Origin of the sequence: Haloglycomyces albus DSM 45210 (assembly GCF_000527155.1) — a bacterium.
Taxonomy (GTDB): domain Bacteria; phylum Actinomycetota; class Actinomycetes; order Mycobacteriales; family Micromonosporaceae; genus Haloglycomyces; species Haloglycomyces albus.
Genome location: NZ_AZUQ01000001.1, coordinates 1,189,290 through 1,204,575 on the forward strand (window position 1 = coordinate 1,189,290; position 15,286 = coordinate 1,204,575).

A 15,286-nucleotide genomic window follows, 5' to 3' on the forward strand; every position below is an offset into this window, starting at 1 on the left:
GGACAGACGATGGCAAGCCTACGAACAGTTGATTTTCCGCGCCATGCTGGCCAAAAACCCCACAACAGGGACGGCGCCTCCGATCGTGCAGTAACTTCAAATTGTGCGTACCGCGCATGGTATCGATCGTGACGCGGTCAGCGGCCCCAGTCATGAGTCCCGACGGCGAGGAGTAATGGTGCAGAGCGAATCAGAGGACGTGTTTCCCCTCCGCCTGTGGGCCGCGCTTGGCATCGCCGCCGCATTCATGATGATCGTCATCATCTGGGAACTGACGGTGTACACCTCAGTGCATATGATCTCGGTGCTCATTATGCCGCCGATGATCGCGGCGGTATTCTCCCGTTGGAAACTCACCTTGGGGATCGGGCTGGCCTCCATGGCGACCGCTGCCGTCGGCATATACATGAACATGAGTCATCCGGGCACCGATCACGATGTGAGGCAGCACTATGTCGACGTCGCCCTCATTGCCGTAGCGACCATCACCGGGATCGCCCTCAGCCATTCCCGACAACGCCGCAATAACGAACTCGAGGTCGCCACCGAAGAGGCCTCGGTAGCACAGCAGGCGATCCTCCGTCCGATACCGCATCGCACCGGCTCGTTTCTTGCCGCCGCCCGATATATTGCCCCCGGGCAGGGAGCTCAGATCGGGGGTGACATGTACGAGGCCCTAGAGACCGACTTCGGGGTTCGAGTCATTCTGGGAGACGCGCGCGGACACGGGTTGAAGACGGTCCGCTTGACCTCCACGGTCCTCGGCGCGTTTCGTTATGTGGCCTTCGAACGGCAGGACCTCTCCTATCTCGCGGCCGGCCTGGACCGTTCCGTGGCACGGAACGCCTCCGAGGAAGACTTCGTCACTTCATTGATCATGCAGGAGCGCGGCGGCACGATCGACATCATCAACGCCGGGCATCCCCCACCGCTGTTGATTCGTCAAGGTGCCACCGAAAGCTTGGAAACGAGCAACATAGCTCCTCCGCTTGGGCTGGGCGGCTCCTACCTTTCAGAAAGCTTCCGCATCCAGCCGGGCGACCGTATTCTCCTTTACACGGACGGCTTGGCCGAGGCCCGTAGAGAAGGCGAGTTCTTTCCGCTGTATGAGAGAGCGGCCGGTCTTATCGCACATGGAAACGTGACCGACGCACTGGCTTCGTTGGAGTTCGCCCTCGACCAATGGGTACAAGGACGGTTTTCCGACGACATCGCGCTCATGTTGCTGGAATACGCTCCCCGCACGGACACGGAGGGAAGCACCGCCTCATCGGCCGATTAGGCCTCCACCACCAGCTCTCTACGCAGCTGAGAATCATGAGGATCAGCGGAATTCGACATCCGACGCGTCATCATCCGATACCACAACGGCTGTCGACGGCGGTGACGTCCCACATATGGGCGCGAGCTCTGACCGTCGTCCGGGGTGCTGTCGTCTTCATCTCCCGATCCCTGATCGATGGTGTGGTATGCCGGAATCTGAAATGGGCCGTCAGCAGTCATGGCGCTCCTCCCGGGGGTGTATTCGTACAAGCGACGGGTTACTGGTTTCAACGAGACAGTCGGAGGAAGGTTACGCCACGATACGTCATATTCCTGACAGCGAAAGCACTTCATTCCTGAGTCGGGTAAACTTGATTTGGCTACTGATGAGTAATATGATGGAGCTAACTAAACTACCAGTGAAGGAATCGCAATGACGCACTACCGACACAACCTCCGCGACCTGGAGTTCAACCTATTCGAGGTCTTCAACACCCAGAAGACCCTGGAGCACTCCGCGTTCAGCGAGCTGGACACGGATGTGGCCAAAGAAATTCTGGCTCAGGTCGCTCATCTCGCAGAAAACGACATCGCGGCCAGTTATGTGGAAGGGGACCGCAGCGGCACGGACTTCGATCCCTCCACCGGTACCGTCACTCTTCCGGACGCGGTCAAAAAGAGCTTCGCCACCCTCATGGAGGGCGAATTCTGGCGCCTTGACCTTCCCGACGAACTGGGCGGAACCTACGCCCCGCGTTCCCTCTGGTGGGCCATGTCCGAACTTATTCTGGGTGCCAACCCGGCTCTGTTCATGTACGCCGCCGGACCTTCCTTCGCCACCACCATGTGGGAGGAAGGCACCGAAGAACAGAAGAAATGGGCCAAGATCGCCATTGAAAAGCAGTGGGGCGCCACCATGGTCCTGACCGAACCCGACGCGGGCTCCGACGTCGGTTCCGCCGTCACCAAGGCTTACAAGCAGCCCGACGGATCCTGGCACCTCGAAGGCGTTAAGCGCTTCATCACCTCGGGTGACCACGACATGGCGGAGAACCTCCTGCACTACGTGCTGGCTCGTCCGGTCGGAGAAGAAGGCGTCGGCGGTCCCGGCACCAAGGGCCTGAGCCTGTTCGTCGTGCCGAAGTACCTCTTCGACACCGAGACCGGTGAACTCGGTGAACGCAACGGCGTTTACGCCACCAATGTAGAAAAGAAGATGGGCCTCAAGATTTCGGCCACCGCCGAGATGACCTTCGGCGACAAGAGCCCGGCCAAGGGTTGGCTCCTGGGCGACACGCACGAGGGCATCCGTCAGATGTTCCTCATCATCGAATACGCCCGCATGATGGTCGGCACGAAGGCCACCGCGGCCCTGTCCACCGGGTACCTCAACGCACTCGACTACGCCAAGTCCCGTGTTCAGGGTGCCGATCTGCGTAAGGCCAGCGACAAGACCGCTCCGCGCGTGACCGTCATCAACCACCCGGACGTCCGCCGCTCCCTGTTCATGCAGAAGGCTTATTCCGAAGGACTGCGGGCGCTCATCTGCTATACGGCCGACTGGCAGGACAAATCCCGTCTCGCGGAAATGGACGGCGACTCCGAAGAAGCCGAAGAGGCCAAGATGATCAACGATCTCTTGCTGCCGGTCATCAAGGGTTGCGCGTCGGAACGTGGATACGAGATGCTCAGCCACGAGACGCTGCAGACCTTCGGTGGCTCCGGCTTCCTGCAGGATTATCCGATCGAACAGTACGTCCGCGACTCCAAGATCGACAGCCTGTACGAGGGAACCACGGCCATCCAGAGCCTGGACTTCCTCTTCCGGAAGATCCTGAAGACCCAGGGTGCCTCGCTGATGACGGTGGCCACCGAGATCGGCGAATCGGTGGAGGAAGGTTCCGACGAGCTGGAAGGTGCTCGCGCCAGCGTGAAGCGCGCCCTGGGCGACGTTCAGGGAATTCTGGAAGCCCTGCAGCCCGCCTTCATGTCGGCCATGAGCGGTGAACCGGGAGAAGAGTTCTACGAAACCGGTCTACACTCCCGCCGTCTCCTCTTGGCGACTGGCGACCTGCTGATCGCCTGGATGCTGCTGCGTCAGGCCGAAGTGGCCCAGAAGAAGATCGACGCCGGTAGCGACGAGGAGTTCTATAAGGGCAAGGTCAGCGTGGCCAAATTCTTCGCCAACGAAGTACTGCCGCGTCTCACCGCCGACCGCAAGATCGTGGAGAACTCCGACCTGACCATTATGCAGGCCAGCGAAGAGTCCTTCTAATCGTCTCGGTCCCGGACGTCCGGGACCGATCATTCTGTCCTCAGCCGCTTCCCGACACTGGGCTGCTTGGGATCGGGGAGCGGCACTTTATGGTCCGTCCCCCACAGTCCGGTCGTCACCCGGTTTTGAGAAGCACCGATGTTCGTCAGTCGCATCAGGGTTTCCCAAAGACGGGTGACGACCGGCGGACCATGTGAGTCGCCGGGGATGAACGAGGTGCCTCCTCTCATCCCTGGCGACTTTGCTTTTGCTCACTCCGACTGAGCGATCGCGGTACGGATCCCGAAACCGGCACCTCCCGGCGACCGCAGCACGGCCCATCGGTAACCGTCCGCCGCCCATTCCTCCTCGAGTTGTTCGGCTCCGGAGTTCAGGGCTGTATCGAGCGCGGCATCGAACGAATCCGGTTGAAACATAACCGTCCAGTGGCCCGGAAGGTCGGCCTCCGCTCCTTCGGCGCGATGAAAGCCGCCGAACGGACGGGTCACACCGTCGACCTCAAGATCGCGGAAACGGTCATTGTCAATCGACGTCGTCGTCCATCCGAACAGGTCGCCATAAAATTGGCCGGGATCGTCCAAGGAACCGCGGTAGCCGTATTCAAACCAGGAGGCGGTGTTGTCCTCGTATACGACGTGCCGGGACGATTCCGCATCAAGCTCCTCTACGACGAGAAACAATCCCCCGAACGGGTCGGTGAGCATCGACCAGCGCAGACGCCCGGGCAGCTCCACCGTCGGCTTCCGAACCGACGCTCCCGATTCCACCGCTCGAGCCACGGCCACGTCGCAGTCGGACACTCGGAACGAGACGTACCAGCAACTTCCGGGATCGTCATCACCAGGGTTCATCGGGGTCACTCCCCCGACCGGTCGGCCGTCTCGCGATCTAGTGAGGTCGGCGAATTCGCTGTTTTGCGCTTGTATTCGACGCGTGTTCCAGCCGAACAAACCGTGGAAGAAGTCGAACTCGGATTCGGGATCGGCGGTATACAAGTCAACGCGAACCGGAGCTCCGATGGGATGGGACATGTGGTTACTCCTGGATGAGAGCGGTCGGTGCGTATCGATTCTAAATCGCACCACCGACAGGCCAGGGGGCTTCAATCCCAGGCGTCGCCGCCGTGTTTCACGTGAAACATCGAGGTGAAGGAGCGTTAATCGTCGTCCATCCACGCCGCGATGTATTCCAGATCCAGAACCCACTGCCGCTCCTCGACCGTCGGTAGAATCTCATCCCACATCGTCAAAAACGGACCACGAAGCTGCAGATACCCGGACGGACGCCCGAGAAACCACTGCTGCAGGTGTGCCGTGCCATCACCCCAGCGGTTCACGTGCACTTGCGAGACGGACTCCAGAGAGCGAATCGCACGTTCCAAGCGAACGGTCAACAGCCCGAGTTCCGCTGCGTGCATGCTGGACAGATCCCCCAAGTCGAGGTGAAATCGCGGTTCCAAGACCACGATGACCGGGAGCCCACTGGGTTTCTGCGGAGCACGCAATCGCCACCGATCATTGACCCAGAGATACTCCTCATCCGCACTCCGGCACGACGCGCACGTATTCGGATCGGAGCCGCGCCGTTCAGGTTCCCGTTCCGCCGGCGGCTCCACCGGTTTCAGCCGAAGGTTGCCTTCGAAGGGGAACGCCGGCCATTCGACGAATCCCGGCAAATCATTTCCATTCCGATCACTTTTACGCGGAAAACCCATAACACTTCCTCTTGACTTCGATTCGAATTGCCTGACAGGGTGCCTCCTCCAACTCCCCTAAATTCTATTTCTTTGGAACACAACAGAATAGACCCATCCCACTCCTGGCCCGACCACGTCCGTTTGCAGTGGGGTTCGCCTATGGTCTTTCTGGATGACTCTTTTAGTTCCTTCGACCACATCACGGGAAGTAATTCGGCCAATCCGGCCCTATCAGGCACAATGGTGGGGTGCAATCTACAGTGACTGAGAATCCCGATCCCGACGTCTCGTCGGTATTGATGGATCCGCCGGTCACCGCCGCGCTCGTGGATGAACTCTCACAATTGTGGGTTCGGGTCACCAACGCCGGCGGTTCCGTCGGTTTCGTCCCGCCGATTGACCTCAAGCAAGTCCGTCCGCATACCGTATCTATCCTGTCCAAGGTCATCGACCGAACCGACACCTTGGTCGCAGTGCAGAAAGGGGCCGCCATTGTCGCTTGGTGTGTTCTCACATCAAACGACAGCCCACCGCGAAGCAGTTGGCGCACGATGCGGCACGTGCAAGTCGACCCCGACCTACAGGGTTCCGGTATAGGCGGAGATCTCCTGGAGGCGGCCGATACCGTCGCCAAGCAAAAACTCGGACTACGGGCGCTCAGTTTGAAAGCACGCACCGGAACAGGTGCGGTTGACTTTTACGCGCGACACGGATTCCGCGAAGTAGGGCGTCTTCCCCACGCGGTGGAAATCAGCCCGGATGACTGGCGTGACGACGTCATCATGTGGAAAGAGCTGTAACGAGTCAGAAGAAGGGCGGGGGGATGTTTCACGTGAAACATCCCCCCGCCCTTTATGTCAGAAGACTAGGAGACTACTGATCCAGTTTCATTTGCTCGACGATGCGATCCAAGTCCGCCACCGACGCGAAGTCAATAACGATCTTCCCCTTCTTCTGCCCCCAGGTGACTTTCACACTGGTTTCAAAATGATCGCTCAAGCGCTCCCGCAGTTCTTCTAGACCGGGCGCCTTGATTTTGTCCGCCTTCTTCGGTGCCTTCGCCTCTGGCTTACCGTCGTCGGCTTCCGGAGTCTCCTCCAGTTTGCATGCGGTCACCAATTCCTCGGTTGACCGGACGGTCAGCCCTTCGCTGATGATCCGTTCGGCAATATGTTCTTGGGAGGAATCGTCCTCCAAGCTCAATAGCGCGCGAGCATGGCCAGCGGTGATGACCCCCGCCGCGACCTTCGTCTGTACACGACCGGGCAGTGACAGCAGCCGGATCATATTGGAAATCTGCGGCCTCGACCGCCCAATGCGACTGGCGAGCTCTTCCTGAGTAACGCCGAATTCCTCTAGGAGCTGTTGATAGGCCGCCCCCTCTTCCAGCGGGTTGAGTTCCACCCGATGAATATTTTCAAGGAGCGCTTCGCGTAGCATTTCATCGTCGGCCGTCTGCCGAACGATCGCGGGAATCTCTTTCCATCCCAGTGCCTTGGCGGCACGCAGGCGGCGCTCACCCATGACCAGTTCATAGACTCCATCGGACGTGAGTCGAACGGCCACCGGTTGCAGCATCCCCACTTCACGGAGCGATACCTGCAACTCTTCCAGAGAATCCTCGTCGAAAATCTGACGCGGCTGCTTGGTATTGGCCACCACCGCGTCGACCGAAACGAGTTGGAAGTCCGCGCCCGGGACCCGGTGCAGTTCCGCCTCGGTTTCCGATGTTTCACGTGAAACATCGGAGCCTCCAGCCTCCATCGTCTCGGATTCTCGCTGTGCGGGAGTGGCACCTTCCGCCTTCTCTATGGGCTCGGCATCCTCGGTTGATTCCTCGGATCCCGATACATCGGCCACCCCCGTCGGGATCAAGGCACCTAGGCCACGACCGAGTCCACCTCGTTTTGTTGCCGCCATCTTTAATTCTTTCCATTCGTCGTACGACCCGCGCCGCGTTTGGCGATTTCGGCCGCCGCTTCCAGATAGCGCAAGGCCCCCTTGGAAGCGGGGTCGTAGGTGATGATCGACTGCCCGTATCCGGGGGCTTCCGACAGTCGAACGCTTCGCGGCACTACCGATTCAAGCACGATTTCGTCGAAATGTCCGCGAACTTCCTTCTCCACTTGATCGGCAAGTTTGGTCCGCTTGTCATACATGGTCAAGAGAATGGTCGACACCCGCAAACGCTCATTCAGATGGGACTTGACCAACTCGATGTTCTGCAACAACTGCCCCAGGCCTTCCAGGGCGTAATATTCGCACTGAATCGGAATCAGGACTTCCTTCGCCGCTACCAATGCATTGACCGTCAGCAGCCCCAGCGAAGGCGGGCAATCAATCAGAACATAATCGATCTCACCGTCGTAGGCGGCCAAGGCCTTCTGCAGGCGAGCCTCCCGGGCCACCACGTTCACCAATTCGACTTCGGCTCCCGCAAGGTCGATGGTCGCCGGTACACAATAAAGTCCGGGAACCCCCTCCACCTCGTGCGTGACATCGGACAGCGGGGAACCGTGGACCAATGCCTCGTAAACTCCGGGAGTGTCGACATCATGGTTGACGCCCAAACCGGTGGACGCGTTCCCCTGCGGGTCCAGGTCGATAACCATGACGCGATTTCCATGCAATGCCAGGGAAACCGCAATGTTAACCGTGGAGGTGGTCTTTCCAACGCCGCCTTTCTGATTGGCGATCGCCATGGTCCGACGTGCGGTCGGGCGCGGAACTTCCGTCTCACCCTTGGGGTTCAGGATTCGCATCGCACGTCGCACCTCCGCGGCCATGTCCACTTCTGGCTCCTCTGCCACGGAAGGGGTTTGACTCGGAATATCATTATCCTGAGTCTTGTCCTCCGGCTCCGCGGTCTCATCAGGTGCTGCGTGTCGTGCCATCACTGTGTGGCCTCCCCCGTGCTCTTGCGTTTCATGGGGATTACTCCCCTGCTCTGAGATGTCAGAACCATACGACGCTGGTTTGACAGCCATATCAAGAGTATCGCGAATCCGAACCTCGGCTGCCGATGGTTCGGAGAAAGCCTGATTGGATGAACGGGACCTCGAGTCTTGGGGGGACGTACTGTCGGCGGCTTCACCGCCGTCTTGGTGTTCTCTGGGATTGGAAGAGTTCACATCAATAGATTACGTCCTATGCTTTAACTCTCCAACCCCGGTATCACTTCTTGCGAATCGATACCACCGTCGTGGGCATCTCCACCACCGATTCGCTGCCGTAGTATTCGATCACCGGTTTACTCCCCTTGGCTTTCGAAATAATATAGCGGTCTCGCTCAATTTCCTCCGGAGCACTCCTGCCCTTCAAGGCCATCATCGTCCCACCTCGCTTGAGGAGCGGGAGACACCAACGCGCCAGCTTCCCCAAGGGCGCCACGGCACGTGATACCGCCACATCGAACGCGCCCTTTTTGTCCACTTCATCGGCTCGGGCTCGAACCACCTCAACATTGCGCAATCCCAAGGACTGCACCGTTTCCAGTAGAAATATCGTCCGTCGCTCCATCGGCTCGACCAAGGTCACGAAGATGTCGGGACGTGCGATCGCCAGTGGAATTCCGGGGAGTCCCGCTCCCGATCCCACATCGACCACGTGGGCCTCCGCACCGATTCCATCTGCTATCACCGCGCTGTTCAGCACGTGGCGCTCCCACAGGCGAGGTAGTTCGCGAGGCCCCAGCAATCCGCGTTCGATTCCATCGGTGGCGAGAAGTTCGACATAGCTACATGCCGTCTCAATTCTCTCATCAGCCCCAAAAACGGAGCCCAATGTTTCACGTGAAACATTGGGCTCCGTTTCGGAGGCACTTGTCTCGTCATTCACGAGGCTGCGCCTTTCCGTAGACTTTCGGTCCCCTGGCCATTATTCCGGACGAATCACGACCCGACGGCGCGGCTCGGAGCCTTCCGACTCGCTCTCCACACCGTCGGTGGCATTAATGACGTCGTGGACGGCCTTGCGCTCGAAGGCGCTCATTGGCTCGAGTTTCACCGGACGACCGGTATCCAACACCTTCTCGATGGTGCGACGTGCCACTCCGGAGAGCTTGTCGCGTCGTTTGGCCCGGAATCCCCCGATGTCCAGCATGAGCCGGGAGTGCTCCCCGGTCTTACGATAGACCGCCAGGCGGCACAACTCCTGTAGAGCTTCGAGGGTGACGCCCTTGGGGCCGATCAAATCTCCCAGGTCGCTTCCGACGATTTCCACCTGCGGGCGATCGCCGACCACCAGTTCGTCAATGTCACCGTCGACATCGACGATGTCGAGCAGGCCTTCAATGTAATCCGCGGCCACTTCGCTCTGATCAAAAAGTTCATCTTCGGAGGTCACTTCGTCCTCCCGCACCGTTGAGGCCATAATTCTGTTTTGTGTCCTATCAGTCTGCTCACGTAAGTCTATAGTGCTAATGATATTCAACCACTGTCCCCGAGTCCCGCTGAAGAACAACCTCACCAAGGACATCGCCTTCACCGCAATCTAACCAAACCGCCCTCGGTCGGCAGTGGTCCGTCACTCTTGTAGAGTATCGCGAATTAATAGAGTCCCGCCGAAAAGTATCCTCTCAACGACGGGACGCAACGGTCAATCGAAACGGCGAGACGCCTCCAGCGCACCGCTCATCCGACGGAGCCGTTCGGCTATTTCTTTTTCTTACTTTTATCCGCGTCGGCCCCACTGACCTTCTTCGCCTGCGCAATGCGCTCCGCGCGGGATTGACTCTGCTTCGAGTTGTTGTTACCCGATGGAGCCGATTTCTTCTTGGGAGTGTTCTTCGGCTTCTGTCCCGGCTTAGGTGCCAGCGCCTTCCGACGCTCCTCGGCTTCCTTTTCTTCCTCCACCATCTTCTCGTGAGCCTTCGTACCCGGCTTCGGTGGCTTCACATGGGGATCGTTGTTCGACGGTGGCGGATACTTACGCAGAACGTACTGCTGTTGCGCCAGAGAGAACAGGTTGTTGATCGTCCAGTAGACGACCACGCCGATGGGGAAGAACAGACCCGAGAACACCAGCATGACCGGAATTCCGTACAGCATCAGCTTCTGAACCATCCGCTGTGTCGGATCCGAGTTCCACCCGGTCTTGAGGATCATCTGACGAGTCGTCAGGTAGGTCGTCGCGATCATGATGATCATCAGAATGATCGCGACGATGCGAACGGTCAGAGGATCGGCACCCACCGCTTCGATCTGTTCGGAGGCCGTGCGGAACGACGACCAGAACGGTGCCCCGAAGAGACTCCCGTCCAAGACGAAGGAATTAAACTGTTCGGTAGTCCAACCATAGGCCGTCTTATCGCCGTCGAAACCCGGCTCCGGCCGGTTCAATACCCGGAACAGGGAAATGAAGACCGGGATCTGAATCAGGATCGGAAGGCAACCCATCAACGGATTGGCCTTCTCCTTTTTCCACAGCGCCATCATTTCGCGCTGCAAGGTCTCTTTATCGCCCTTGTAGCGCTCTTGGAGGGCCTTGATTTCAGGGGATAGTTTCTGCATCGCCCGCTGCGACCGAATTTGTTTCACAAACAGCGGGAACAGCACGATACGCAATGTAATGACCACAAAAACAATGGACAGCAGCCAGGCCCATCCCGTGTTGAGGGAATGGGCGGCGCCCATGATGCCGTCCCACAGGTCATGCCATCGCAGCAAGACCCACGATATCGCTGTGTACAACCAGCTCATAGATAAGCTCCAGTCACTTCAGTTACACCGGCCTAATTTCTTCTTCTCAGGGACCAAGTCAACGCCACCTGGATGAAACGGGTGGCAGCGGACCAATCGTCGCACTGTCAACCATAGGCCACGGAGCGGGCCATGCTGCGCAAGAGCCTCCAGGGCATAGGCGCTACAACTCGGGTAAAAGCGGCAACGGTCGGGAATGGTCGGGCTAATGTAGCGCCGATAAAAGCGAATGGGAGCCGACAGGACCGATGAGCCTCTACCCATTGATCACCGTCCTTTTCCCCCGCGAGAATGTCCACGGCCGTCCTTTTCCATGGCTCGATCAAGCGCCGAATGGACGTCTCGCCGCAGTTGGAGCCAGTTCAGATCAGCCGCTCTCGGGGTAGCCCGCACCACGACATCGACGGTACCGGGCCAGTTCGGCATGGAAGAGGCAATAATCGCGCGCAGGCGACGCTTGACTCGATTTCGCACCACCGCATTGCCGACTTTTTTGGATACGACAAAACCCGCTCGGGCGGTCACAACCGGTGCGTCCGCCGAGCGGGTAAGCCAATGGATGACAACGCCTCCACGTGCTGCTCTACTCCCTTTTTTAAAAACCGCCGCGAAATCCTGCGGACGACGCAGGCGAGCAGTACGGGACAGCATGTGGTTGCCTAAAAGCCACGCCTTAAACGCTAAGGCGCTTGCGGCCTTTATTGCGGCGTGCGTTGATGACGGCGCGACCCGCACGGGTGCGCATACGCAGCCGGAAGCCGTGGGTGCGCTTACGGCGGCGGTTATTCGGCTGGAAAGTGCGCTTACTCACGACAGCTTCTCCCGAGACGTTGATTAGTAGAGCGTTCACCGAAACATTCGACGGATTCGCAGACCGACATGAAAGCCATGTCGACTATGTGCGGAACCGGACCGAAGACGTTCGCGGTATATTGCTCGAATTACATAGAACTCGTCGAGTTTAGCAGGATGTAAAGGTGGTGCCCCCACCCCACCACCGGGATCTATGGCACATCCAACACGAGGTTCACATTTTTCGTTACGGCGGGCTCCCTCCCGTTCCGTCGCACCAAGCGCTACCGCCCCCGTATGGTCACCACGCCCGTCGTGAATCCGTCCGGGCAAGGTTGAGGCGGGCGACTCATTGCCAAGCAGCCACCGTTAACAAGGTTTATCCACCGCAGTACCGTACCTGTGGATAACTTATGTTCTCGCCCATATTCCCCCCGCCGCGTTCACTCGAGTCAGTGATCCCAGTTGAAATATAAAGCCAGCTCATAACCTGTCTCAGCACCTTGTCCCCCAAGTGACGGCGCGCTCGGAGGGGCGCTCTCGCGCCTGTGGATAACCTGTGGAAAACTTGACTGTGGTGCACCAATCGCGGCAGAACTCTGGAGGTAAAACGGTGACTGATGACAAATTGGCATCTGTGTGGGCCGACGTCACCAACGCCCTCACAGCGTCCTCCAAACTCACCCGTCAGCAACAGGCGTGGATGCGTCTCTCCAAACCGGTTATCTCCTCCCCCGGCATTTTCATCATCGAAACCCCCGACAAAATCGCTCGTTCTGTCTTTGAAGGCAAACTGCGTCCCCTCTTGACCGAAGCACTCAGCGAACGGCTGGGACAGCCGACCACCATGATGGTGACCATGCAGGATCAGGAAGGCTCCGCTTCCAGCTCCGCGACGACTGAAACCACCGACCCCACGCCGGCCCAGAACCACCACGACGCCGGCAATCCCCCAACTCTGTTCGATACCGCCGAAGCTAATCTCACTCCCCCTCCTCCCGCTCAGGCCGCGACCGCGCCAACACCAGAACCGGCCCCGACCGCATCCGCCGACCTCTATCCCAATCAAGACCACACTGCCCCACGCCATCTGGAACCGACGTTTCCACCCCGCAACAACCCACAACCCGACCCCTACAGCCGCGAAACCGAAATCGCCCCCGCAGAGCCCCGCAATCCGAACGGCGACCAGACCGTAGACGACGGCACCGAATCCGCTACGGCGGACTCCGACAGCACCGTGCGGCCGACCGTCGCACCACCACCCATTGAAGACCCCGACCCCGATCGCCGGGGAACGATATCCGAACCCGCCACGGTCAAAAGAACCCACACGGCGGGAGACGGAATTGCCCGCCTCAACCCGCGTTACAACTTCGACACCTTCGTGATCGGTTCGTCCAACCGCTTCGCGCACGCCGCCTCCTTCGCCGTGGCCGAATCCCCCGCCATGGCCTACAACCCGCTCTTCCTCTACGGCGGTTCGGGGTTGGGAAAGACTCACCTCCTCCACGCGATCGGCCATTACGCCGTCAAGCTCGGCACCGCCCAGGCCGTCCGTTACGTCACCACCGAAGAATTCACCAACGAGTTCATTAACTCCGTCACGGAAAAGCGCATGTTGGCCTTCCAGAAGCGCTACCGCGACGTCGACATTCTTTTGATCGACGACATCCAGTTCCTCGTCAAGAGAGAACGAACTCAGGAAGAGTTCTTCCACACCTTCAACGCACTCCACAACGCCAATAAACAGCTGGTCATTTCCTCCGACCGTTCCCCCAAACAGCTTCAGACTTTGGAGGACCGCCTACGTACCCGATTCGAATGGGGACTGCTGGCCGACATCCAGCCACCGGACCTGGAGACCCGCATCGCCATTCTGCGCAAGAAGGCCGTTCAGGACGATCTCAACGTCCCCTTCGACGCAGTCGAATACATAGCCACGCAGATTCATCATTCCATCCGGGAGCTCGAAGGCGCCCTGATTCGAGTGACCGCCTACGCCAGTTTGAACCAAAAGACGGTCGATAAATCACTGGCCGCCGAGGTACTGAGCGATTACATCTCGGAGGACGGTCAAGCTCCGGAAGTGACGGTCGAACAGATCCTCAAGGTCACCACCGAGTATTTCGACGTCTCACAGGCCGACCTGAAAGGCACGTCCCGCTCCCGGATTCTGGTCAACGCGCGGCAGGTCGCCATGTACCTATGCCGCGAACTGACCGACCTGTCGCTGCCCCGCATCGGCCAGGCGTTCGGGGGACGTGACCACACAACAGTCATGCACGCCACCAAGAAGATCCGCAAGCAGATGGCCGAACGCCGCCCGATCTTCACCCAAATCTCGGAGCTGACCAACAAACTCAAACAATCTGGGTAGGTGGGTGACCGCTCAGCCTGCCCCAGGCACTACATCTTTACGCTGCGGGGGATTCTCACGACCTGAAGGTCGCGACGAATCCTCCTCGCGTAAATCTGCAGCACCTGGAACAACCTAAGCTCCTCTCCAGCTCTACCGCCGCATACACACGCGCTTCGCGCGTTGTTAGCGGCTCGCCGGTTGGCGCACCCCTGGGGATGGTGTGGTGGTTGAGCTCTTTAGGAATCACAGGCAGCTCTACCGCCGCTGTACACGCGCTGCGCACATTGTTAGCGGCTCGCCAATCGGTCATTGGTGGACGTGACAGCATCGGGATGGGACCCCGGGTCCCAGGTCGGTCCCGCACGTGCCGTACGGCGTCGTGTGGCCACCAAGACGGCTTGGTGGCGTTCTCACTCAAACAGAATTTATAACCGGTTCGGCCCAATCCTTCGTCCCTAAGTGACTTCGCATATCGCATTAGAAACCTTCAGGACGCCCTGCATACCTTGCCTGAACAAGCTTCGCTGGACCGCATATCTCAGATACGTCCTCGACTCGTAATCCCTCACCGTGGAATCGATACGGCCCCGGCTTCATGACAAATCACTCATTCCGTCTCGCCGACGATTGCTCCTTCCACAGGCACCGCACCACGCCGAATCAACGGCTCTGGCCGGTTCACGTCACACTTTTTATCCACAGGCCTGTGGATAAGTCTGTGGATAACCTGTGGATATCTTGGGGATAACTACGGTATTTCTGTGGATAGGATGTGGATAAATTGTGGACAAATAAAATTCTGTGAGAATTGCTTCTATTTTGCCTGTGGATAAGGGTGTGGAAAAGCTGTGGAAAAGTTGGGGATAACCCTGTGGACGAATTGTGGACAAGTCTGGATCACACTTCAATTGTGGATAACTTGCCGATTTATCCACAGTTTATCCACAATTCGTCCACAGGGGTGGTACCGTGTTACGCTGCCAAAACATCGGTTATCCACACTATCCACAAGACCGACTACTACGATGAAGAGTTATACCTAGAGAAGAATTATCTAGTAGCTGAATTGGTTTTGCTCACTTCGTTCCAAGCAACCGTTCCCCCGCCCTCCGCATCCTCACCCGTCCGGCAGCGAATGGTATTGTGATCGATGCAGGACTTGGCTCGAGAGCGAAACCTTCGCCCCAACCACTCTCCGG

General features: G+C 58.6%; 15 protein-coding genes. 4 read left to right on the plus strand and 11 right to left on the minus strand.

What is annotated here, in order from left to right; all coding sequences use genetic code 11:
* The first annotated feature begins 103 nt into the window (after window positions 1–103).
* Entirely contained in the window at window positions 104–1,282 is a 1,179-nt protein-coding gene (locus tag HALAL_RS0105585) for a PP2C family protein-serine/threonine phosphatase (protein ID WP_156937619.1), read from the plus strand.
* Here HALAL_RS0105585 and HALAL_RS0105590 read toward each other — a convergent pair.
* Complete coding sequence (locus tag HALAL_RS0105590) at window positions 1,279–1,503, minus strand: hypothetical protein (RefSeq protein WP_025273060.1); 225 nt, start codon at window positions 1,501–1,503, stop codon at window positions 1,279–1,281. The genes HALAL_RS0105585 and HALAL_RS0105590 overlap by 4 nt on opposite strands.
* A gap of 193 nt (window positions 1,504–1,696) precedes the next feature.
* Here HALAL_RS0105590 and HALAL_RS0105595 point away from each other — a divergent pair, with 193 nt between their 5' ends.
* A complete protein-coding gene (locus HALAL_RS0105595) occupies window positions 1,697–3,538 on the plus strand; it encodes an acyl-CoA dehydrogenase (protein WP_025273061.1) in 1,842 nt (613 codons plus the stop codon).
* A gap of 251 nt (window positions 3,539–3,789) precedes the next feature.
* Here the strand turns inward: HALAL_RS0105595 and HALAL_RS0105600 are convergent, their stop codons facing one another.
* Both HALAL_RS0105600 and HALAL_RS0105605 read right to left on the minus strand, forming a co-directional pair.
* The gene (locus HALAL_RS0105600; RefSeq protein WP_025273062.1) at window positions 3,790–4,569 is read right to left on the minus strand and encodes a VOC family protein; all 780 of its coding nucleotides are present in this window, start codon (window positions 4,567–4,569) and stop codon (window positions 3,790–3,792) included.
* A gap of 125 nt (window positions 4,570–4,694) precedes the next feature.
* Window positions 4,695–5,252, minus strand: a complete 558-nt coding sequence (locus HALAL_RS0105605) for a hypothetical protein (protein ID WP_051462774.1) — start codon at window positions 5,250–5,252, stop codon at window positions 4,695–4,697.
* Window positions 5,253–5,494: 242 nt separating this feature from the next.
* Between HALAL_RS0105605 and HALAL_RS0105610 the strand changes: the two genes are divergently transcribed.
* Window positions 5,495–6,034, plus strand: coding sequence for a GNAT family N-acetyltransferase (locus HALAL_RS0105610; protein ID WP_025273064.1), 540 nt, complete (start codon window positions 5,495–5,497; stop codon window positions 6,032–6,034).
* Between the two features lie 73 nt (window positions 6,035–6,107).
* On the opposite strand, the gene HALAL_RS0105615 is transcribed toward HALAL_RS0105610, so the two are convergent.
* The 8 genes from HALAL_RS0105615 to rpmH form a co-directional block, all read right to left on the minus strand.
* A complete protein-coding gene (locus HALAL_RS0105615) occupies window positions 6,108–7,154 on the minus strand; it encodes a ParB/RepB/Spo0J family partition protein (RefSeq protein ID WP_025273065.1) in 1,047 nt (348 codons plus the stop codon).
* A gap of 2 nt (window positions 7,155–7,156) precedes the next feature.
* The gene (locus tag HALAL_RS0105620) at window positions 7,157–8,044 is read right to left on the minus strand and encodes a ParA family protein (RefSeq protein WP_342670453.1); all 888 of its coding nucleotides are present in this window, start codon (window positions 8,042–8,044) and stop codon (window positions 7,157–7,159) included.
* A gap of 364 nt (window positions 8,045–8,408) precedes the next feature.
* A complete protein-coding gene (rsmG, locus tag HALAL_RS0105625; protein ID WP_025273067.1) occupies window positions 8,409–9,071 on the minus strand; it encodes a 16S rRNA (guanine(527)-N(7))-methyltransferase RsmG in 663 nt (220 codons plus the stop codon).
* A 39-nt stretch (window positions 9,072–9,110) separates the two neighbouring features.
* A complete protein-coding gene (locus HALAL_RS0105630) occupies window positions 9,111–9,605 on the minus strand; it encodes a Jag family protein (protein ID WP_025273068.1) in 495 nt (164 codons plus the stop codon).
* 281 nt (window positions 9,606–9,886) lie between these two features.
* Entirely contained in the window at window positions 9,887–10,933 is a 1,047-nt protein-coding gene (yidC, locus tag HALAL_RS0105635; protein ID WP_025273069.1) for a membrane protein insertase YidC, read from the minus strand.
* A gap of 18 nt (window positions 10,934–10,951) precedes the next feature.
* Window positions 10,952–11,197: a membrane protein insertion efficiency factor YidD gene (gene yidD / locus HALAL_RS18015; RefSeq protein WP_084471877.1), complete on the minus strand. Its 246-nt coding sequence runs from the start codon at window positions 11,195–11,197 to the stop codon at window positions 10,952–10,954.
* Window positions 11,198–11,200: 3 nt separating this feature from the next.
* Window positions 11,201–11,584, minus strand: a complete 384-nt coding sequence (rnpA, locus tag HALAL_RS17415; protein WP_025273070.1) for a ribonuclease P protein component — start codon at window positions 11,582–11,584, stop codon at window positions 11,201–11,203.
* 22 nt (window positions 11,585–11,606) lie between these two features.
* Window positions 11,607–11,744, minus strand: coding sequence for a 50S ribosomal protein L34 (rpmH, locus tag HALAL_RS18020; protein WP_084472072.1), 138 nt, complete (start codon window positions 11,742–11,744; stop codon window positions 11,607–11,609).
* Between the two features lie 594 nt (window positions 11,745–12,338).
* Here rpmH and dnaA point away from each other — a divergent pair.
* A complete protein-coding gene (dnaA, locus tag HALAL_RS0105650) occupies window positions 12,339–14,105 on the plus strand; it encodes a chromosomal replication initiator protein DnaA (protein WP_035535044.1) in 1,767 nt (588 codons plus the stop codon).
* Window positions 14,106–15,286 lie beyond the last annotated feature (1,181 nt).